This is a genomic window from Achromobacter sp. HZ34 (assembly GCF_002209485.1).
Classification (GTDB): Bacteria; Pseudomonadota; Gammaproteobacteria; order Burkholderiales; family Burkholderiaceae_B; genus Bordetella_C.
Window position 1 is genome coordinate 40,265 of record NZ_NJIX01000007.1, and the last position, 19,607, is coordinate 59,871.

A 19,607-nucleotide genomic window follows, 5' to 3' on the forward strand; every position below is an offset into this window, starting at 1 on the left:
GACATGATAACGCCTAAACCGGATTGGCAGAGGGCGCTGGATGTGGATGCAGGTGGCCCGAGGTGTCGAGCCGCCCTGGGCACCATGGGGGCTGGGCCCGCCTGACCAACTGTTGCACTTCGTCGACAAAGCGAGCGCGCGGGATGGCTTGCGCGCCCAGGCTGGCCAGGTGGCGCGTCTGCTGCTGGCAGTCGATCCAGGGCACGCCGTGGCGGACCAGGAAGCGCACCAGATGGGCGAGGGCGATTTTCGAGCCGTCGGTGACGTGCGTGAACATCGACTCGCCGAAGAACATGCCGCCCAGGCTGATGCCATACAGGCCGGCGCTCAGGCGCCCATCGATCCAGGTTTCAATGCTGTGGGCGCCGCCCACGCGATGCCAGGCCAGGTATGTGTCCTGCATTTCCGGGGTGATCCAGGTGCCGTTCTGCTGCCCGCGCGGCGCGGCGCAGGCCCGCAGCACCTGTTCGAAGGCGGTATCGACACGCACTTCGATGGTCGCCGCGGGCGTGCCTTCTTCGCGTGCCATGCGCCGCAGGCGCTTGGCCAGCGTATGGGACTCGACGAAGTCGGCGCAGGCCAGCACCATGCGCGGGTCGGGGCTCCACCACAGCACCGGCTCGCCTTCCGAATACCAGGGGAAAATGCCCTTGCCATACGCTTCCCGCAGGCGCTCCACCGACAGGTCGGCGCCTGCCGCCAGCAAGCCATCCGGGTCGCGCAGCGCCGACGCGGCGGGCGGCAGCGGCGTATGGGGTTCCAGCCAGGGCAGCTTCAATGCGGTGTATCGAGAGAGTAGTAATGCGGCTCGAACACGCCGCGCCGCCGATCGTCCAGATAATGCCGCAGCGTCGTCACCACGGTACGGAAGGACAGGTCATCCCAGGGGATGTCGGCCTCGTCGAAGTAGCGGGCTTCCAGGCTTTCGGGGCCGGGATCGAGTTCCGGGCCCAGGGCCTGGGCCAGATGATAGATGTGCACCTGGTCCACCTGCGGCACATCGACGACGGTGAAGAGGCCGCCCAGTTTCACGCGCGCCCCGGATTCCTCCAGCGTTTCGCGCATGGCGCCCTGCGCCGTGGTTTCGCCCAGCTCCATGAAACCCGCCGGCAATGTCCAGGTGTCGTAGCGCGGCTCGATGGCGCGGCGGCACAGCAGGATGCGGCCTTCCCATACGGGGACGGTGCCCACCACCACCCGGGGATTCTGGTAATGGATGGCGCCGCAGTTGTCGCAGACATCGCGCTCGCGATTGTCGCCTTCGGGGACGCGCCGGACCACGGGCGTGCCGCACTGGCTACAGTAGTGCGCGAGGCGCGGGGCGGGGAAATAGGTGATGGGCTTTGCACTCATGGTGCCGATTCTAACGGTTGGCGTGCGTCGCGGTGCGTCATTCGCCGACAGCGGTTACGGCGCCCGCGCTGAAGCGCGCTTCCAGGAAGGCGACGAAGGTGCGCACTTTGGCGGTCAGGTAGCGCCGGTGGGGGTAGACGGCATACATGGTGATGGGCGAGGTGCTGTAGTCGCGCAGCAGCGGCACCAGGCGCCCGGCGGCGATGTCGGTGTCGACCAGGAAGCCCGGTTGCAGGACGATGCCGTGGCCCGCCACGGCGGCCGTGCGCAGGATGTCGCCATTGTTGGCGCGCAGGGACGTGGGCACCCGCACGGCAAACGACTGGCCGTCCTTTTCGAAGCGCCATTCGTTGCCGGTGCGTGAATAGGCATATTGCAGGCAGCGGTGGCGCTTCAGGTCGTCCGGCTGGCGCGGCTCGCCATTGGCTGCCAGATAGGCCGGCGCGGCGCAGACCTTCAGGGCTTGCGTCGCCAGCGGCCGCGCGACCAGCGTGGAATCCGGCAGGCTGCCGATGCGCACGGCCACGTCGTAGCCTTCTTCCACCAGGTCCACCACCCGGTCATTCAAGTCCAGGTCGATGAAGACGTCCGGGTAGGTGGCGATATAGTCGGCGATGGCCGGGCCCAGGTGGCGCACGCCGAAGGAAACCGGCGCGGCCACGCGCAGGCGGCCGCTGGGGCGACGGTCTTCAGCCTGCAAGGCCTGCTCCAGATCGTCCAGGTCGGTCAGGATGGGGCGGATGCGGTCGTAGAAGGCCTGGCCGGCATCGGTCAGGCCCAGCTTGCGCGTGGTGCGGTTGAGCAGGCGCACGCCGTAGCGCTGCTCAAGGAAAGCGACCTGGCGCGTGACCGCCGAACGGGCCTGGTCCAGCTTGGCGGCCGCCGCGGCGAACGAGCCCAGTTCGACCACCTTGGCGAAAGTGCGCATCGCGCTATGCGTGTCCATGATGTCCTTGTGGCGGGGAGCGTGGGCGGCCGCGGGTCAGCAGCCCGTGGCGTAGCCCAGCGCCTGGGCGATATGGCTGCGGGTGGCGTGGGTGACGTCAGCGACGTCGGCGGCCTTGTTGGCGTTGGCGGTCTCGGTGGCAGCGGCGATATCAGCGGTCTCAGCAGTCTCAGCGGCGGCGGTGGCTGGCGTCGACGCGGCCAAGTCCGGCCGGTAAGACACTGCCAGCGTACCGTTCAACGGCAGGGCCGCCAGGCTCTCCAGGGCCGGTTTGCCGTCGGCCAGGAACAGGGCGTCCAGGACGCGCGGCATGTCGCGGCCGTCGAGCATGCCCGGGCCGGCGTCGGTGTCGGCATAGAGCCGGCCATCCTCGTCCAGCCACCACCCGGATATCCGGCCCGTGGCCAGCCCGGTGTGGGTCTGCAGGCCGCTGCCATCGCCGTTCACCCGCAGGATGTAGGGCGCGGCGTCCAGGCGCACGTAGACCCGCTGGGGACCGTTCTGGAAAAACCAGCGGCCGTCGTCAGCGCGCGCGTAGTTGCGGTCGATGAAGGCCAGGATGGCGGGACTGGTGATGCTTTCGCCCGGCCCCCCCTGGTCGGCATCGCCATTGGGATGCAGGCGCCAGCGCCCCCGCTGGTCCAGCGACAACCAGCCGGACACCGCCGGCACGTCGGGCCAGCGCTGGATCGCGGCGAGGACTGCGTCGTCCATGCGTGGGGTTCTCCGCGGCCGAGGCGGTCAGCGCAGCCGACGGGGCCGCAGGGTCAGCGTAGCGCTGGCCTGGGCGCCGGGAGCCAGGATCAGCGTGCCGGTGGCACGGTCCTGGCGCACGCCCGGCGCAAGCTCGGTCAGCTCCGGCGCCGCGTCCTGGGCGTAGCGATTGAAGGCGTCGGTCATATTGCTGACCGGCTCCACCGCGATGTGCGGCATGCCAGGCGGCGTGAAGATGACCAGATGGATCAGTGGGGCATGGGCTTCCAGGTCCACCGCCATGCCCCGTTCCGGCCAGGCGACGCTGGCCGAGCCGGTAAAGCCGTTGAAAACGTTGTCCAGGTCGACTTGCGTCACCGGCAGGCCGTCACCCACGGCGCCACCGGTATCGAGCAGGTCCTGGGGCAGGCTCCGGTCGTCGTTGACCCACATATGGCTGACATCGGCACGCACGCGCGTTTGCGGTGTGCGGGGGAAATAGGGATGCCAGCCCAGTCCGGCCGGTTGATCCGTGGTGCCCGTGTTGCGCAAGGTCAGCGTGATGCGCAAGGCATCCTCGCTGAGTTCGAAGGACTGCGTCGCGTGGAAAGGGAAGGGCCAGGGGGCGATGGGGGCGATGTCCGCCGCATTGCCTGCCGGTGCGTCTGCCGGTGCGTCTGCCGGTGCGTCTGCTGATGCGTCTGCCGGTGCGCCTGCTGATGCGTCTGCCGGTGCGCCTGCGGCATCGGCGGCCGGTGCCTTGCCTGCCTCTGCGTTGTCGTCCGTGACCTCATAGTGCTGTTCCATGGTCACATGGGTGGCGTCCTGGTGGGTCACGGTCCAGGGGCGTTGCCAGGTGATGCCGTGGATAGGCAGCGGGTGGTTGTCCGCGGTGCGCGGGATGGGCCAGGACTTGCCGTCGAAGGCCAGCCGCGCATCGGCGATGCGGTTGGAATAGGGCGCCAGGGGATAGCAGGCCGTCACCCGCGACTGCGTGGGAATCCCCTCGGTGGGACGCAAGACCGGCACGCCGTGCCAGTCATAACGAAGAATCGTGCCGCCCAGTGCGGGCAGCAGTTCGAGCGTGGCGGGGCCTGTCGTCAGGCGCAGGGGAGCGGCGGTATCGGTCATCGCTGGATTATAGAGATAGGCGGCATGGCGCTTGCTCAGCCGGAGGCTTCGACGTCGCCGACCGGATCTCCGCCATCATGATGAGCCTGCTGTTGCCCGCCAATCTTCAACCTGTATTTCATTACGCCCAGATCACGCCCGAACCGCCGGGCACGGATCCCGGCATGCCGCCCCCGGGCGGCCCGCAAAGCCCGCCCCCCGATCCGGACGACACCCCTGCGCCCGAAGGCGATCCTCCTCCCGGCGTGCCGCCTGCGGTAGATCCGCCGACGAATCCGCGGCCGGTGCGGATGCTGCGCCTGAGGCACCGTTTCGCGCGCCTTGCCGCGCGGCCACCGGGCGCGCTGCTTGGCCGCCTGGAAAGCGCCGCGCGCATCGCCAATAGGGCCTGATGAGGCATCGATGGCGCGGCATCGCGCCCGCGACGTAGAAATCGCATCCGGCCCCGCATCCAGGCCGATCCCGAGCCTCGGCCCTATTGGCCAACCTAGCCAACCCAGCCAAGCTAGCCGACCTAGCCAACCTAGCCGACCTAGCCGACCTAGCCGACCTAGCCGACCTAGCCAACCTAGCCAACCCGGCCAATCCGGCCAATCCGGCCAATCCCGCTTATTCCGCCTGTTCCGCCTTGATACCCAGGCGTGTGATGATTTCCGCGAAGCGTTTGATCTCCGACTGGTAGAAGCCGCGCAACTGGTCCGGCGTCATGTATTCGGGATCGGCGCCTTGCGTGGCCAGGCTTTTCTTCACGTCCTCTTGCGCCAGCACCGTCTTGGTTGCCGCGTTCAGCTTGGCGATGACCGGTGCCGGCGTGCCGGCCCGCGTGACCAGGGCGTACCACTGGGCGAACAGGATGTCCTTGTAGCCGGCCTCGGCCATGGTGGGCACCGTGGGCAGCGAGCCCGATCGATGGGCGCTGGCCACGGCCAGGATCTTGATCTTGCCCGACGCCAGCAGCGGCGCCGCCGACGCAACGCCGACGAACGCCATCGGCACTTGTCCGCCCATGGCATCGGCCACGGCCGGCGCGTCGCCTTTATAGGGCACATGCACCATGTCCAGCCCGGTTTCCGCCTTGAAGGCCTCGCCGCACAGGTGGCCGGTGCCGCCCACGCCGCTGCTGCCGAAAGCCAGCTTGCCAGGGTGGGCCTTGGCGTAGGCCAGCAGTTCGGGAATGTTGTTGACGCCCAGCTTGGCGTTGACGGCCAGCACGATGGGTACGGAAGCCACCATGCCCACCGGTGCGAAATCGCGGTCGGGGTCGTAGGGCATCTGCTTGTACAGCGTCGGATTGGTGCCGTGGGTGGCGCTATTGCCCATCAGCAGGGTGTAGCCGTCCGGTGCCGCCTTGGCCACGAAACCGGCGCCGACGATGCCGTTCGCGCCAGCCTTGTTCTCCACCACGATGGTGGTCTTGAGCGCCGTGCCCATGTGCTGCGCCATCAGCCGGGTGAGAAAGTCGTTGGCGCCGCCGGCGGCGTAAGGCGAGACGGCCTGGATGGGATGGTCGGGATACTCGGCCTGCGCGGCAGCCGTGCAGAGCGCCATGGCCAGGCCCGTGGCGAGGGCTGCCACATGGGTCGTGCGGCCCATGCCGGCAATACGGACCGAAGGAGCCAAACGGACCGAAGGAGCTAATCGGACCGAACGAGCCAAACGGGCTAAACGGGTCACGTCGGCCCAGCGTCGGGAAATCAGGGATGTCATTGTCGTCCTCCACCGCGTTGGGGCGGTATGTTCTTCTGGATATAAGGTTCGGTACCGCGACGGCCATTGCGTGACGGTCGCAGGACTCGAAAAAAAGTCTAAGGACTTAAGGCCGTGCGCGAACGGCGGCGGCGCGCGAAGGTCGCAGATTCAAGTCCATAAATTGGACTTCAGGCGGCGTGCGGTCTCATGCCGCTTGCGCCTGGACTGCGCAGGCAGGCGCCGTGGCGTCGTTGGCCATATGCCGGCGCAGATCGGCTTCGATGGATTCCACCGCGTCGCCCAGGCAGCGCACCACCATCTCCAGGCGATCCTTGCCCAGGCGCGAGGCCAGGGTCGATACGCTGATGCCCGCTGCCGGCGTGCCGTCCGGATAGCGGACCACCAGGCCGACGGAATGCACCGGCGGATTGTCCATCACCTTGTTGGTGGCATAGCCGCGCCGGCGCGTGGCGGCAATGCTGGCGCGCAACTGGGCGTCGGTGAAGCGCGGATTCTTGCGCTGGGTACGTGTGACATTGACCCGGCAGATGCGCTGGATCTCGTCATCGGGCAGGGCGCTGAGCACGGCCAGGCCGCCCGCGCCGACGTTCAGCGGCCGATGCCGGCCGACGTCCAGCACGAACATCTTGATGGGAAATGCGCCGTCCGCACGCGCCACGCAGACGCCGTCGAAACCGGAACGCACCGTCATGAAAACGGTATCGCCGGTCTGCTCCGCCAGGGTCTCCAGGTAGGGGTGGCAGATGTCGCGCAAGGCCAGCTTGGGCGCGGCGGCCAGTCCCATCTCGTACAGCAGGGATCCCAGGTAGTAGCGCTTGCTGTGGCTGTCCTGGCGTATCAGCTGCTCGGCGATCATGCCTTGCAGTATGCGATGCGCGGTGGGGCGTTCCAGGCCGGTGCGGCGATAGAGGTCGACCAGGCGGCTGCCGCTGCGATTGTTGGCGGTGATCAGGCGCAACAGGGATACCGCCCGATGCAGGGTCTGGGTGCCGGCGGCCGCGCTGGCCGAGGGAGTGGGAATGCTGGGACTCATGTCTTGTGTCTCCGCGCCGCATGCGTGGCGATGCGCTTCTTCTATATGTTGGACCTGGCCAGCGGCCGACCCCGATGTGATTTGTAGCCGGAATACAGGGAGGTGGACGTACTGGATGGTCCGGTATCTCGATATGTGGACGTATAAATGCGGCGCCACCGCGCACGCAATCAGCGTCTTCCCCTAGGATAAAAAAAGGCCGGCGAGTCGGGTACGAAACGACTATCCAGGTTACGAAGAAAAGTCAGGCCAAGGAGACGATGTGAACCATACCGACACGCGGAGCACCGCCGTGCCCCTTTCGACCGACAGCGATAGTACGGATGGCGGCCAGGATCTGCTGCAAAGGCAGGAGGGTCGGCTGCTGGTGCTGACCTTGAATCGCCCGCAGCGCCGCAATGCGCTCAGCCCCGCTCTGTATGCCGCGCTGCTGACAGCGTTGCGCGCGGCCGCCGATGACGATGGCATCGCTGCGGTGGTCCTCACCGGCGCCGGCACGGCCTTTTGCGCGGGCGGAGATGTTGCGCGGATGGCGGCAGGGGCGAACGCCGGCAGCACGCCTGGCGCCGATGCCAGCACCAGCGCCAGCGCCAACACCAACACCAACACCAACACCAACGCCAACGCCAACGCCAACGCCAACGCCAACGCCAACGCCAACGCCAACGTCGGCGGCACCGCGAAAAACAGTCTTGGTCCGGGCGTCGGGAGCACTGCGGGGACGGCTGAGCCACCGCCCCTGTCCTTCGAGCAGAAAATGGCCGGGCTGCGGCGCCGCACGGGCATCTGCGAGCTGCTGCACACCATGCCGAAGCCGACCATCGCGATGATGCGCGGGCCGGCGGTGGGTGCCGGCCTGAGCCTGGCCCTGGCTTGCGACCTGCGCTATGGCGACGATACGGCGCGCTTGCGTACGGGTTTCGTCAATGTCGGGCTGTCGGGGGATTTTGGCGGCCACTATTTCCTGCCGCGCCTGGTCGGCATGGCCAAGGCGCGCGAGCTTTACCTGGTCTCGCCCATGCTGGATGCCCAGGCCGCGCTGGGCTTGGGATTGCTGAACGCGGTGTTCCAGCCGGAAGCGCTGGAGGCCGAGGTCATGGGCATCGCCCGGGGCCTGGCCACCGGCCCGCGTACCGCCATCGGGCACATCAAGGCCAATCTGAACGACGCCGCGCATCTGTCGCTGCCCGACATGCTGGACCGCGAATGCTGGCGCCACGCGCGCTGCACGGAAATGCCGGATCACCGCGAGGCCGCCGCCGCCTTCGTGGAAAAGCGCCCGCCGCGCTTCCTGTAGGAAGCGGGAGCGGGGCCGGTCCCAGGGCGGTCAGGCCGCCGAGGCGACGCTGGCGGCACGAGATAACGCAACGAAAAAGCGCAACGAAAAAGCGCAACGAAAAACGCAACGAAAAACGCAACGAACCGGCGGCACACACAAATGGCCTCGGACAAAAAGCCAAGAAATCGAACGAGTCACTTATCTGGAGGATGGAATGAGCAAACTATGTGAAGGCCGGGTCGTCATCGTGACGGGCGCCGGCCGTGGCATCGGCCGTGAATACGCGATGCAGCTGGCGGCGCATGGCGCCAAGGTGGTGGTCAACGACCTGGGCGTGTCGCGTGACGGCATCGGCCAGGATCTGTCGGCCGCCCAAGCCGTGGTCGACGAAATCCGCGCCGCCGGCGGCGACGCCATCGCCAACGGCGACGACGTGGCCGACTGGAATGGCGCCCGCCAGATGATAGAGAGCACGGTCGCCCATTACGGTGCCCTGCATGCCCTGGTCAACAACGCCGGCATCCTGCGTGACCGCATGCTGGTCAACATGGAAGAAAGCGAATGGGACGCCATCATCAACGTGCATCTGAAGGGCACGTTCGCGACCGCGCATCATGCCGCCGTCCATTGGCGCAGCCTGCAGAAGCTCTCCGGCGAGCGGGTGAACGCGCGCATCATCAACACCTCGTCTTCGTCCGGCCTGTACGGCAATATCGGCCAGACGAACTACGGCGCGGCCAAGGCCGGCATCGCCGCCCTGACCGTCATCGCGGCGCGTGAGCTGAAACGCTATGGCGTCACCGTGAATGCCATCTCCCCGCATGCCCAGACCCGCATGACGGAAAACCTGCGCGAACGCACGCCGGAAGAAATCGCCGCGCGCCACCCCCGCTGGATCGCCCCGGTGGTGGTCTGGCTGGCCAGCGCCGCCAGCGCCGAAGTGACCGGACGGGTGTTCGAGGTGGGCGGCGGGCATCTGTCCGCCATGGAGGGATGGCATCGCGGGCCGGAGGCCGAGCCCGTGGACGACCCTGAACGCATCGGTCCCGTGCTGCTGGACCTGGCACGGCGCGCGCGCCGCAATGCCGACATGAAGGGCCACGACCTGGACTGAGCGATGATAGACAAACGCATGAAGTCCATCGCCGACGCGGTGGCCGGCATCAAGGACGGCGACGTCCTGCTGGTGGGCGGATTCGGTACGTCGGGACGACCGGCCGAATTGATGGAGGGCGTGCTGGCGCTGGGCGTGCGCGATCTCACCATCGTCGCCAACAACGCCACCATCGGCCAGGACATTGTCGGCGACCTGATGCGCGCGGGCCGCATCCGCAAGATGGTGTGCTCCTTCCCGCGCGGCTTGCAGGGCAAGACCATCTTCGACGAGCTCTACGCAGCCGGCAAGATAGAACTGGAACTGGTGCCGCAAGGCACGCTGGCCGAACGCATCCGCGCCGGCGCGGCCGGCATCGGCGGCTTCTTCACCCGCACCGGTGCCGGCACCCGGCTGGCGCAGGGCAAGGAGACGCGCATCATCGACGGCCAGGAATACGTCTTCGAAAAGCCCTTGCGCGGTGACGCGGCCTTGATCAAGGCGTTGCGTGGCGACCGCTGGGGCAACCTGGTCTATCACCGCGGCGCCCGCATCAATAATCCCGTCATGGCCGGCGCGGCCAGGCTGGCCGTTGCCCAGGTCAGCGAAGTCGTCGAACTGGGCGCGCTCGATCCGGAGCATATCGTGACGCCCGCCAATTTCATCGATCGCCTGGTGGAGGTGAGACCATGAAGACCGATTCCGTGAAAAATACATCCGTCGCGGCGACGACAATTGCCAGCGCCAACGTTAGCGGCAGCGCCAGCGTCGCGGCCACCCGCAGAGGCCTCAGCCGCCAGGACATGGCGCGTGTCGCTGCGCACGATATCCCCGAAGGCAGCTGCGTCAACCTGGGCATAGGCGTGCCGACGCTGATCGCCGACTACGTGCCGGCCGGACGTGAACTCCTGTTGCACAGCGAGCAGGGCTTATTGGGGCTGGGGCCCGCCCCGCAAGCGGGCGACGAAGATCCGGACGTGCTCAACGCGGGCAAGCAGTTCGTCACCCTGCTGCCGGGCGCATCTGTCTTCAGCCACAGCGATTCCTTCCTGATGGTGCGGGGCGGCCACATCGACATCGCCTGCCTGGGGGCTTTCCAGGTGGGCGCCAACGGCGACCTGGCCAACTGGACGACCGACGCCGAGGGGCAGATTCCCGGCGTGGGCGGCGCCATGGACCTGGCCGCGGGCGCGGCCCAGGTGTGGGTGCTGATGGAGCATGTGCAAAAGTCCGGCGAGCCGCGCATCCTGGATCGCTGCACCTATCCCCTGACGGCGGCCGGCTGCGTCGATCGCAACTATACCGATCTGGCGGTGATCGACGTGACGCCAGCCGGCCTGGTCGTCAGCCGCCTGCTGCAAGGCATGGACTTCGCCGCCTTGCAGGCCATGACCGGCGCACGGCTGACGCTGGCGCCCGATTGCGGTCCCTATGTGCCGGCGGCCGTGCCCGCCGATGTAGCGGGCGCGGCGACCGCGGCGCCGCGTACTTCCCCCTCGGCGTCCGTCCGCACGGATGCCTTTCGACATCAACAAGGAGGCGGCCGTTGAAAACCGCGATTACCCGATTGCTCGGCATCGAGCACCCCATCGTACAAGGCGGCATGCAATGGGTCGCGCGCGCGGAACTGGTGGCCGCGGTGTCCAACGCCGGCGCGCTGGGCGTGCTGACCGCGCTGACCCAGCCCACGCCGGAGGACCTGGCCAAGGAGATCGAACGCGTACGGTCAATGACGGACCGGCCTTTCGCGGTCAATCTGACGATACTGCCCACGCTCAAACCCGTGCCCTATGACGCCTACCGTGACGTGATCATCGACAGCGGCGTCAAGATCGTGGAGACGGCCGGCAACAACCCGGTAGCGCACATGCCGGCGTTCAAGGCGGCCGGCATCAAGGTCATCCACAAGTGCACCACGCCGCGCCACGCCCGCAAGGCCGAGCAGATCGGCGTCGACGCGGTCAGCATCGACGGTTTTGAATGCGCGGGCCACGTCGGCGAAGACGACATTCCCGGCTTGATCCTGATCCCCGCCACGGTGGCCCAGGTCAGCATTCCGGTGATCGCCTCCGGTGGCTTCGGCGACGCGCGTGGCCTGGTGGCCGCGCTGGCGCTGGGCGCCGAGGGCATCAATATGGGCACCCGCTTCATGTGCACGCGGGAGTCGCCGGTGCACGACAACATCAAGCAGACCATCGTCGCCAATACCGAGGCCGACACCATCCTGATCCTGCGCAGCCTGCGCAACAGCAGCCGCGTGGCACGTACCGCGCTGGCGCGCGGCGTGGTCGAAATGGAGCAGGCCGGCCTGGGTATCGCGGAGATCGGGCCCAAGGTGGCCGGCGGCAAGGGCCGTCGCGTTTATGAAGAAGGCGACGTCGAGGAAGGCATCTGGACGGTGGGCATGGTGCAGGGGCTGATCGACGACGTACCGACCTGCGCGGAACTGGTGGCGCGCATCGTGGCCCAGGCCGACAGCCTGGTGCGCGAGCGGCTGCTGACCCTGATGGACCAATAAGGAGGAACGTCATGCTGGAAGTGGATACGCCGTACGACCTGCAACGCTATGTGGGCCAGTTGCTGGGAACCAGTGAGTGGCTGGAGATCGACCAGGCCCGCATCGACGCCTTCGCCCAGGTCTCGGGCGACGACAACTGGATACACGTCGACGTGGAACGGGCCAGGCGCGAACTGCCGCAAGGCAGGACCATCGCGCATGGCCTGTTGACGCTGTCCTTGATCACCTTCCTGGGCGCGAAGATCTGCCGCGTGCGGCGGCGCTCGAAGGGTGTCAACTACGGGTCCAACAAGGTGCGCTTCACCGCGCCGGTGCAGTGCGGGGCGCGCATCCGCCTGCATCGCACCTTGCAAGCCTACGATCCGGTCGAGGGCGGCGCGCGCCTGACCTTCGCCAATCGCATCGAGATCGAGGGCGTGGACAGGCCGGCCATGGTGGCCGAGACGATTTCGGTGATGTATGGGAAGGAGGGGCAGTCATGACGGATCAAGGGCAGGGCCAGTCCCAGAGCCGGACTCCGTTGGCGCAGGCGCCGGCGCGGTCCCCATCGCCTTATTCAATTTACCTCGGGCATTTGCGCGAAGGGCGCCTGGCCTATCAATACAGCCCCGCGGCGGACAAGGCCGTGTTCTTTCCCCGTGTCCTGTGCCCTTATACCGGCGAAGACTGCCTGGAGTGGCGTGTCAGCAGTGGGGCGGGAACGGTGTACAGCACCTCGGTGGTCCATCCACGCAAAGGCGATCCCTATAACGTCGCGCTGATCGACTGCGACGAAGGTTTTCGCCTGATGAGCCGCGTCGAAGGCTTGCCGGCGGCCGACGTCGCCATCGGCCTGCGGGTGCGCTTCCAGGTGCACGCGCCGGACGCGGAAGACGATGATCCGTATCCTGTCTTCACGCCGGCTGTCTCCACCCCCGCAGCCTCCTCCCCATCTGCATTCACCCCGGCGGAATGATATGACGGCATCCCTGCAAGATAAGCGCGCCGCCATTGTCGGCGTGGCCGAATCGGACCTGGGCGAAGTCGGCCCGGGGTTTTCTCCCATCGACCTGATGGCCCAAGGTGTGCTGCGCGCGCTGGCCGATTGCGGCCTGTCCTTGCGCGACGTCGATGGCTTGTTCTGCGCCACCACGCAAAGCCGCATGGCCGGGCTGGCGCTGGCGGAATATCTTCATCTTCCCGAAGCCCATATCGATTCGACCTCCACGGGCGGCTCGTCCTTCATGGGGCATCTGACGCGCGCGGTGCAGGCGGTCGAGGCGGGCGTGTGCCAGGTGGCCGTGGTCGCTTACGGCAGCACGCAGCGTTCACTGGGGCGCAAGAACACCAGCCCGGGTGAGCGCAATCCCTACGAGGCGCCTTTCAAGCCTTTCATGCCGCCCACCGCCTATGCGCTGGCGGCCGCGCGCCATATGCACGAATTCGGCACCACGCGCGAGCAACTGGCGGAAGTCGCAGTGGCCGCGCGGCAGTGGGCCCTGCTCAACCCCGTGGCTTGGGAAAAACAGCCATTGACGGTGCAGGAGGTATTGGACGCCCGGATGGTCAGCTATCCCCTGACCATCCGCGACTGCTGCCTGGTGAGCGATGGCGGCGGCGCGCTGGTGATCACCTCGGCGCGGCGGGCGCGTGACCTGCGCAAGGCGGCCGTGCATTTGCTGGGGGCGGGTCATGTGACCACGCACCAGTCCATTTCCAATATGCCGGACCTGGTGCACACCGGCGCAGGCCGTGCGGGCGAGCTGGCCTACGCACAAGCCGGCATCGGTCCGCGCGATGTCGATGTGGTCGGCGTTTACGATGCCTTTACGATCAACACGATACTGTTCCTGGAAGACCTGGGATTCTGCGCGAAGGGGGAGGGCGGCGCCTTCGTCAGCGGCGGCCATATCGCGCCGGGTGGCGGACTGCCCGTCAACACCAATGGCGGCGGCCTGTCCTATTGCCATCCCGGCATGTACGGGTTGTTCCTGCTCATAGAGGCCGTGCGGCAGTTGCGTGGCGAGTGCGGGGCGCGCCAGGTGGAGGATGCGGAAATCGCGCTGGCGCATGGCAACGGCGGGGTATTGTCTTCGCAGTACACCGTGATCCTGGGCGGGGCAGGGACCCGCTGACGCTCGCCAAGGAACATCCCCGTTCCTTATTTCCACTCATTCCGCTTGCTGCAGGCGTTGAGGAGTGGGGGCATGAAGTACGTGTGTTGGGTATTCGTGGGGGCGGCGATCATGACCGCGCAGGCCTGGGCCATCTGGCCCGCGCAGCCGCTGCCACTGGACGGGACGCCGTGGACCACGCATGCAGGGGCCACGGCCCGGCCGCCGCCCTTGCCCAGGCAGGCGAAGGTTCACCGTGTCGAGCAGCCGGATGGGACCGCGGTGTACACATCGACCTTGTCCGTCGTCGCGCCTACCCATCCGCGCTATGCGGTGCATCTTTCGCTGGAAGCGGTCTACGTCGTCACCAGCGCGCCGGGCGAGGGTGCGGTGCGCCACTCACTGGGCAGCGACTACCTGCTGTCCCTGTTGCACGGCGGGGCGGCGCCAGTTCAAGCCGCTTTCATCACCGCCGATGGCAACATGAGGCGCCTGGGCGATGGTGCCTACGAACAACGCGTAGTGGCGACCCAGGTACAAGCCTTGACCGGTAAGCCGGTGATGGCAGGGCATTTGAGCCTGCAGGCCCAGTATCGGGCACTCCTGACCGCCGGCACGGATTTCGCGCTCACGCACGGCCTGATGCTGGGCGCCGCCCTGACGCCGGAACAGATGCTGAAGATGAAGCGGGACATGGTGTGGCTGGTCGAGTATCCGGTCAGCATGCCGGACGGCAGCGTGCGTGCGGTGCTGGTGCCGCAGGTCTATGTGCTGCGGCGGGAGGAGTGGCGTTGAAGGGGACTGCTGGCGCTGGGGGCTGCTGGCGCTGGGGGCTGCTGACGCAGGGCGGGCGGTATTCGCGCCACCCGCGGCATCGTGTAGCTGCCGGGTGGCGCTGGGGCGAGTGCGCCGGTTTGTGGATATATATCACGTTATGATATATTCATTGTTTGCCTGAAACTGGACCAACCATGCCCGGCGCCTCCAAGCCCGCCGCCACGGCTGCGGCCGCGGCATCCGCAACGACAGCATCGTCAAAACTTCGGAAAACCGACTTCGAGCAGCTTTCCGAATTTCGCTACCAGATGCGCCGCTTCGAACGTTTCTCCGAGCGTGCGGCGCAGGATGCGGGCATCACGCCGCTGCAATATCTCCTGTTGTTGCACATCAAGGGATTCCCGGGCCGGGAATGGGCGACGGTGGGTGAGCTGGCGGAGCGCCTGCAGGCGCAGCATCACGGCGTGGTGGCGCTGGTGACCCGTTGCGAAGGCCACAAGCTGGTGGAGCGCCGGCCGGCGGAGCATGACCGGCGCCAGGTCGAAGTGCATCTGCTCGAAGCGGGCGAGCGCCTGCTCGTGCAATTGGCGGCGCTGCATCGCGCCGAACTCAAATCCCTCACCGGTACCTTCGCGGTACCGCAACTCGATCTTTGATCCCGCGATCTTCGATGCGCGACCCCCGATCCATCATGAAACACCACACTCATAAGCGTGATTTCGCCGTCAACGCCAGGCTTCCCCTGATGATGGGCCTGGCAGTACTGATCGGCCTGCTGGCTACCGCCGCGGCGTTCGTCCTGCTGGGCCTGATACATCTGTGCACCAATCTCTTCTTCTACGGCACCTTCTCCTTCGCCGAGCGTTCGCCGGCCTTGAATCACCTGGGCGCTTGGGTGGTTGTCGTGCCGGTGGTGGGTGGTCTTATCGTCGGCCTGATGGCGCGCTTCGGTTCCGAGAAGATCCGCGGGCATGGCATCCCCGAAGCAATCGAGGCGATCCTGTTCGGCAAGAGCCGCATGTCGCTGAAGGTGGCGCTGCTCAAGCCCCTGTCGTCGGGCGTGGCCATCGGCAGCGGCGGGCCGTTCGGGGCGGAAGGGCCCATCATCATGACGGGTGGCGCATTGGGATCCTTGATCGGCCAGTGCGTGTCGTTGACGGCGGCCGAACGCAAGACCCTGTTGGTGGCGGGCGCTACCGCGGGGATGACCGCGGTATTCGGTACGCCGGTGGCGGCGGTGCTGCTGGCGGTGGAATTGCTGTTGTTCGAATGGCGCCCGCGCAGCCTGCTGCCGGTGGCACTGGCATGTGCCGTGGCCGGCTTCGCGCGCATCCTGATCTTCGGGTCCGAGCCCTTGTTCGCCATGCAGACGGCCATGCCCGGCGCCACGGCGCTGTTGTCCTGCCTGGTGGCGGGTCTGTTGTCCGGGGCCCTGGCAGCCGGGTTGTCGCTGGCGCTGTACAAGACCGAGGACACCTTCGCTCGCCTGCGCGTGCATTGGATGTGGTGGCCGGCGCTGGCCGGTGTGGTGATCGGTATCGGTGGCCTGCTGGAGCCGCGCGCGCTGGGCGTGGGCTATGACGTCATCGATGACCTGCTGCACCAGAACATCGCGATGCAGGTGGCGCTGGCCTTGCTGGCGGTGAAGGCCGTGATCTGGGTCGTGGCCTTGGGTTCCGGCACGTCGGGTGGGGTACTGGCCCCCTTGCTGATGCTGGGCGCGGGTCTGGGCGTGGTGCTCAGTCCCATCCTGCCGGGTGGCGATCCCACTTTGTGGCCGCTGGTCTGCATGGCCGCCACGCTGGGCGCGACCTTGGGTGCGCCGTTGACGGCCATCGTCTTTGCTTTCGGCGTGACGCATGATGCGAACGCCTTCCTGCCCTTGCTGGCGGCGACGCTGGCGGCCCATGGTTTTGTCGCGGTGACGATGCGCCGTTCCATCATGACGGAGAAGATCGCGCGGCGCGGGCACCATATCTTCCGTGAGTACGGCGTGGATCCGCTGGAACGGCATCATGTGGACGAAGTCATGACCGTTGATCCCGTTGCGATCGACGCCACGATGACCTTGCGCGACGTGATGGCTGGCCCCTTCGGCGCGGCCCAGCAATGGCGCGCTTATCCGGTGGTGGCGGATGGGGCCGTGCTGGGCGTGGTGGATCGCGCGGCCGTGCTGGCTATCCAGGCGCGGGTGGGCCTGGATGGACTGGATCAGGCTGTCGGAGATGCCATGGAGCCGCGCGACCTCGCGCTGGCTCTGCCGCAGGAGACCTGCCGCCAGGTTGCGACGCGCTTGGCATCGCGCGGGCTGGAGCGGGTTGTGGTGGTGGAAGACCTGACCAGTCTGCGGCTGCTGGGACTGGTGACTCGCAGCGATCTGCTGAAACCGTCGGCCAGCCATTACGATGAAGAGCATAAGCGGGAACGGTTCTGGAGGCGGCGGGATTACGCCGGGGTGCCGACGAGCGAATAAGTGGCTTTGCCCTGGACGATTGGGGGCAGGTTTACCTGGGAGTTTCCCGATAGCGTCGTCCTTGGGCACCTCGATTGCGAAGCCAGCTTCGAACCGCCGCGATTCGCGGTGTCTTGGAGAAGCTTATGGCTACGCAAAATCCGAATACCGACAACCCGGATGTTTTGGGTACTGATCCGGTCGTGCCCGGCATGAGACCCGATCCGCTGCCGGAAGATCCAGATGTCTTACCCGCTGATGAGGTGCCGCCGAAGGACGAGGAAGATCCCGAGGCTGAGGGTAAGAAAATAAGCATCGGCCCGATCGATCTGGCTTAATTGGGATCGCAAGTCCGATTTTTTCAAGGAGATGCGCGGCGCTGGTTGCAACGGAACCAGCGCCGTTTTGCTGCCTATGATTTGCTTATCGGCCGTTTGCTCATCGGCCATTGATTTATCAGCCTCGTCTGCCGCGATTCATTCGCGGCTGTTATGAACGTATTAACGCAAGGAAATTGATCTTGCTCCCGTCGGCGCGAATACTCCCAGAGCGCCATCACGCCCGATGAGTTGCTGCTCTGCAAGGCGCTGAGACGTACGCGGCATTGACCGCGGACACGATAAAAAAAGCCTGACGGCGGAGCGAGACAAGATGAAGATCCTGCGTGGCTTGACGGTGGGCGTCGCTGCCTGCCTGTGTGCGTCTTATGGATTTGCTGCCCAGGCAGCGTGGCCTGACAGGCCGATTACCCTGGTCGTCCCTTTTCCCCCTGGTGGGTCCACCGACATGATAGGGCGCTTGCTCGCCTCGACACTAGGCAAGCAGCTGAACCAGACGGTGGTTGTGGATAACCGTGCAGGGGCGGGCGGGACGTTGGGCGCGGCCTACGTCGCACGGTCCAAACCGGACGGCTACACCTTGTTCCTGGCGACCACGGCGCATACCATCGCGCCGTCCATCTACGACTCGCTGACCTACGATTTCACCAAGGATTTCGTGCCGATCACGACGGTGGCCTCGCTGCCGCATGTCCTCATCGCCAACGCGAATTTCCCGGTCAAATCCGTTCCTGAATTGATCCAGTACGCCAAGGCACATCCTGGCCAGATCAATTTCGGGTCCGCCGGGATAGGCAGCACGGATCATCTGTCGATGGAGCTGTTCGCTCGCGACGCGGGCATCAAGATGGAACACGTGCCTTACAAGGGCGACGAACCAATGTTGACTGACCTGCTCGGCGGGCGGCTGCAGGTGGCGATGCCGCCTAGCGGTATCGTGCTAGGGCCGGTGCGCGCGCATAGCGTCAAGGCGTTGGCGGTGAGCAGTAGCAAGCCCAGCGAATACTTTCCCGGTTTGCCTTCTATTGCAGAGGCGGCGCATTTGCCGCAGTACACCTTCAAGACCTGGTATGCGTTGATGATACCGACGGGGGCGCCGGCCGATGTGCAGGCCCGGCTATATCAAGGCGTGATCGCAGCGTTGAAGACGCCGGATATGCAGAAAGGGTTGCAGACCATCAGTGCCGAGGCGGGGGGAGAGCCGTCCCAGGACGTGGCGCGTGGGATAGTCGAGCAGACGCGGCAGTGGCGTGAGATTCTCAAGTGAATGGCCGAAGCCACTCGGGCGCAGTGGCAGCACCGATCCCGCGTTCTAGCTCTTTAGGTGGTCCAGCAGCGCCTTTGCCAAGAAGTCGCACGGAGGACGGTTTGAATTAGCGCTGCGCGACAGCACAATGTCCAGCATCGGGAGTTTGGGTAGACCATCTTCTTCGCCCAGCTGAGTGAGGTGACCCGGCACGCTACAGCGTGACATTGGAGCGATGGCAAGGCCGGCCTCCAGCACGCTGACAAGTCCCATCACGCCGGCGCTTTCGAACGACAAGCGAAACTTTATCTTTGCATTCTGGAGCGCTGCCAACCCGAGCGCGCGAGCCGCGCTGCCACTTGTGTACACGGCGATTGGCAAAGGCCTTTCTTTCCAAATCTCGCGATGCCTATCGGAGCAAACCCAGACAAGCGGCTCGCGCCTGAGAAGGTCTCCCGGGATGCCCTTTACCCGCGTGAGGCACGCAAGATCGAGCGCGTTGTCCTTGAGCAATGGGGCCAGGTCGCTACTTGGCAGTCCCAAGACACGAAGCTCGACCTGCGGATGTGCCAGTGAGAACTTTCTCAACACTGGTGACAACAGCGACGACGCATAGTCGTCCGGTACGCCTATCGTGACCCTGCCCTTGACTTCGGGGCGCACCACGGACGTCCACGCTGCGTCACGGATTTCCAGCATCCTGCGTCCATAGTCCAGCAGTCTCTCTCCGGCATCGGTCAGGACAACGCTACGCGTTGTGCGGGTGAACAGCGTTTTTTGCATCGACTCCTCCAACGCCTTGATCCGCATGCTTACCGCAGAGGGCGATCGATGCACGCGCTCCGCTCCACTTACGAAAGAGCCGGCGTCGGCGACAGCCACCACCATCTCGAGAACGTCGAGGTCAAGTGCTTTCATAATAATCAGAAAAACTGAGGAATCCGT

The 19,607-nt window shown here is 66.1% G+C and carries 21 protein-coding genes and 1 pseudogene; 14 read left to right on the top strand and 8 right to left on the bottom strand.

Translation table 11 applies throughout. The features are described 5' to 3' along the window. Positions 1-13: 13 nt before the first annotated feature. The 5 genes from aat to CEY05_RS24560 are packed head-to-tail and all read right to left on the bottom strand — an operon-like array spanning position 14 to position 4,123. Complete coding sequence (gene aat / locus CEY05_RS24540) at positions 14-778, bottom strand: leucyl/phenylalanyl-tRNA--protein transferase (RefSeq protein ID WP_088599900.1); 765 nt, start codon at positions 776-778, stop codon at positions 14-16. After that, entirely contained in the window at positions 775-1,353 is a 579-nt protein-coding gene (locus tag CEY05_RS24545) for an NUDIX hydrolase (RefSeq protein ID WP_088599901.1), read from the bottom strand. Before CEY05_RS24545 ends, aat begins: the two co-directional genes overlap by 4 nt. A gap of 37 nt (positions 1,354-1,390) precedes the next feature. Beyond that, complete coding sequence (locus CEY05_RS24550) at positions 1,391-2,299, bottom strand: LysR family transcriptional regulator (protein ID WP_088599902.1); 909 nt, start codon at positions 2,297-2,299, stop codon at positions 1,391-1,393. 36 nt (positions 2,300-2,335) lie between these two features. Next, entirely contained in the window at positions 2,336-3,013 is a 678-nt protein-coding gene (locus tag CEY05_RS24555) for a DUF2946 family protein (RefSeq protein WP_088599903.1), read from the bottom strand. Between the two features lie 27 nt (positions 3,014-3,040). Further along, complete coding sequence (locus CEY05_RS24560) at positions 3,041-4,123, bottom strand: aldose 1-epimerase (RefSeq protein ID WP_088599904.1); 1,083 nt, start codon at positions 4,121-4,123, stop codon at positions 3,041-3,043. A gap of 77 nt (positions 4,124-4,200) precedes the next feature. Here CEY05_RS24560 and CEY05_RS24565 point away from each other — a divergent pair, with 77 nt between their 5' ends. Further along, the gene (locus CEY05_RS24565; protein ID WP_198952897.1) at positions 4,201-4,515 is read left to right on the top strand and encodes a hypothetical protein; all 315 of its coding nucleotides are present in this window, start codon (positions 4,201-4,203) and stop codon (positions 4,513-4,515) included. Between the two features lie 217 nt (positions 4,516-4,732). On the opposite strand, the gene CEY05_RS24570 is transcribed toward CEY05_RS24565, so the two are convergent. Together CEY05_RS24570 and CEY05_RS24575 are read right to left on the bottom strand one after the other, a co-directional pair. After that, positions 4,733-5,716, bottom strand: a complete 984-nt coding sequence (locus CEY05_RS24570) for a tripartite tricarboxylate transporter substrate binding protein (protein ID WP_088599905.1) — start codon at positions 5,714-5,716, stop codon at positions 4,733-4,735. Positions 5,717-6,017: 301 nt separating this feature from the next. After that, complete coding sequence (locus tag CEY05_RS24575) at positions 6,018-6,866, bottom strand: IclR family transcriptional regulator (RefSeq protein WP_088599906.1); 849 nt, start codon at positions 6,864-6,866, stop codon at positions 6,018-6,020. A 262-nt stretch (positions 6,867-7,128) separates the two neighbouring features. On the opposite strand from CEY05_RS24575, the gene CEY05_RS24580 reads away from it, so the two are divergent. The 13 genes and pseudogenes from CEY05_RS24580 (at position 7,129) to CEY05_RS24640 (ending at position 18,683) form a co-directional block, all read left to right on the top strand. Next, positions 7,129-8,163, top strand: coding sequence for an enoyl-CoA hydratase-related protein (locus tag CEY05_RS24580; RefSeq protein WP_088599907.1), 1,035 nt, complete (start codon positions 7,129-7,131; stop codon positions 8,161-8,163). Between the two features lie 196 nt (positions 8,164-8,359). Next, entirely contained in the window at positions 8,360-9,259 is a 900-nt protein-coding gene (locus tag CEY05_RS24585; RefSeq protein ID WP_088599908.1) for an SDR family oxidoreductase, read from the top strand. A 3-nt stretch (positions 9,260-9,262) separates the two neighbouring features. Beyond that, the gene (locus CEY05_RS24590; RefSeq protein WP_088599909.1) at positions 9,263-9,931 is read left to right on the top strand and encodes a 3-oxoacid CoA-transferase subunit A; all 669 of its coding nucleotides are present in this window, start codon (positions 9,263-9,265) and stop codon (positions 9,929-9,931) included. 110 nt (positions 9,932-10,041) lie between these two features. Further along, positions 10,042-10,653: pseudogene (locus CEY05_RS24595) on the top strand (3-oxoacid CoA-transferase subunit B); the annotation flags it as partial. A 131-nt stretch (positions 10,654-10,784) separates the two neighbouring features. Further along, entirely contained in the window at positions 10,785-11,756 is a 972-nt protein-coding gene (locus CEY05_RS24600; protein ID WP_088599910.1) for a nitronate monooxygenase family protein, read from the top strand. 11 nt (positions 11,757-11,767) lie between these two features. Further along, positions 11,768-12,238 (top strand): MaoC family dehydratase, encoded by a 471-nt coding sequence (locus CEY05_RS24605; protein ID WP_143220633.1) that lies wholly within the window; start codon positions 11,768-11,770, stop codon positions 12,236-12,238. Then, positions 12,235-12,711, top strand: a complete 477-nt coding sequence (locus tag CEY05_RS24610) for a Zn-ribbon domain-containing OB-fold protein (RefSeq protein ID WP_088599911.1) — start codon at positions 12,235-12,237, stop codon at positions 12,709-12,711. The genes CEY05_RS24605 and CEY05_RS24610 overlap by 4 nt, the downstream gene beginning before the upstream one ends. Before the next feature lies 1 nt (position 12,712). Beyond that, positions 12,713-13,870 (top strand): thiolase, encoded by a 1,158-nt coding sequence (locus tag CEY05_RS24615; RefSeq protein WP_088599912.1) that lies wholly within the window; start codon positions 12,713-12,715, stop codon positions 13,868-13,870. A 72-nt stretch (positions 13,871-13,942) separates the two neighbouring features. Continuing rightward, complete coding sequence (locus tag CEY05_RS24620) at positions 13,943-14,644, top strand: S-layer family protein (protein WP_088599913.1); 702 nt, start codon at positions 13,943-13,945, stop codon at positions 14,642-14,644. A 176-nt stretch (positions 14,645-14,820) separates the two neighbouring features. Then, positions 14,821-15,282, top strand: coding sequence for a MarR family winged helix-turn-helix transcriptional regulator (locus tag CEY05_RS24625; protein ID WP_088599914.1), 462 nt, complete (start codon positions 14,821-14,823; stop codon positions 15,280-15,282). A 35-nt stretch (positions 15,283-15,317) separates the two neighbouring features. Further along, the gene (locus CEY05_RS24630) at positions 15,318-17,099 is read left to right on the top strand and encodes a chloride channel protein (protein ID WP_088599915.1); all 1,782 of its coding nucleotides are present in this window, start codon (positions 15,318-15,320) and stop codon (positions 17,097-17,099) included. Between the two features lie 125 nt (positions 17,100-17,224). Beyond that, a complete protein-coding gene (locus tag CEY05_RS31090) occupies positions 17,225-17,416 on the top strand; it encodes a hypothetical protein (RefSeq protein WP_143220634.1) in 192 nt (63 codons plus the stop codon). A 313-nt stretch (positions 17,417-17,729) separates the two neighbouring features. After that, positions 17,730-18,683, top strand: coding sequence for a tripartite tricarboxylate transporter substrate binding protein (locus tag CEY05_RS24640; RefSeq protein WP_088599917.1), 954 nt, complete (start codon positions 17,730-17,732; stop codon positions 18,681-18,683). Between the two features lie 45 nt (positions 18,684-18,728). Here CEY05_RS24640 and CEY05_RS24645 read toward each other — a convergent pair whose 3' ends face one another. Next, on the bottom strand, positions 18,729-19,580 hold the full coding sequence (locus tag CEY05_RS24645; RefSeq protein WP_088599918.1) for a LysR family transcriptional regulator: 852 nt from the start codon (positions 19,578-19,580) through the stop codon (positions 18,729-18,731). Positions 19,581-19,607: the final 27 nt, after the last annotated feature.